The 1,016-nt window shown below is 64.5% G+C and carries 1 protein-coding gene; it reads left to right on the top strand.

Annotation, left to right across the window (positions count from 1 at the left end; all coding sequences use genetic code 11):
• Positions 1-1,016 (top strand): amino acid adenylation domain-containing protein (locus tag J4E53_RS30500; RefSeq protein WP_207268292.1); only part of this gene is annotated, 1,016 nt, incomplete at both ends.

Here is a 1,016-nt window from a genome sequence, read left to right as displayed (position 1 = left end):
CGCCAGGGCTTCATGCTCGACGACTGCCAGGCCAAGTGCCTGCTGACGTTCAGTACCGAGACCGTGCCCGAGGGTGCATCGCGCATCGACCTGGACACGCTGGACAGCCAGGGCCCGGCGCACAACCCGGCATTGGCGCAGTCCAGCGAGTCGATCGCCTACATCATGTACACCTCGGGTTCCACCGGGCAGCCCAAGGGCGTGCTGGTGCCACATCGAGCCATCAACCGTTTGGTGATCAACAACGGTTACGCCGACTTCAACGCGCAGGACCGCATCGCCTTCGCCTCGAATCCGGCGTTCGACGCCAGCACCATGGACGTCTGGGGTGCGTTGCTCAATGGCGGGCAGGTGGTGGTGATCGACCACGAAACCCTGCTTGAGCCGTCAAGGTTCGCCCAGGTCTTGCAGGACTCGGGCGTTACGGTGCTGTTCGTGACCACGGCAATCTTCAACCAATACGTGCAACTGATTCCCCAGGCCCTCGGCGGCCTGCGGATCCTGCTGTGCGGCGGTGAACGGGCCGATGTGGCGTCGTTCCGGCGCTTGCTGGACCTGGCGCCCGGTTTGCGCCTGGTGCACTGCTATGGCCCGACCGAAACCACCACCTACGCCACCACCCTCGAGGTGAAGGCCGTGGCGGTGGATGCCGAATGCGTGCCCATTGGCGGACCGATCGGCAATACCCAGGTGTACGTGCTCGATGCACGCCAGCAATTGGCGCCGTTGGGTGTCGTCGGCGAGATGTACATCGGCGGCCAGGGCGTGGCCAAGGGGTATCTGAACCGGCCCGAGCTGACGGCGGAAAAATTCATCGCCGACCCGTTCAGCCATGAACCCGACGCGCTGCTGTACCGCACTGGTGACCTCGGTCGCTGGTTGCCGGAAGGCAGCCTGGAATGCCTGGGGCGCAACGATGATCAAGTGAAGATCCGCGGTTTCCGCATCGAGCTGGGCGAGATCGAAGCCAAGCTGGTGGCCTGTGACGGCGTGAAGGACGCGGTGGTGCTGGTGCG

The organism is Pseudomonas sp. FW305-28 (assembly GCF_017351395.1).
Taxonomy (GTDB): Bacteria; Pseudomonadota; Gammaproteobacteria; order Pseudomonadales; family Pseudomonadaceae; genus Aquipseudomonas; species Aquipseudomonas fluorescens_AA.
This window is presented reverse-complemented; position numbering and strand designations above follow the sequence as displayed.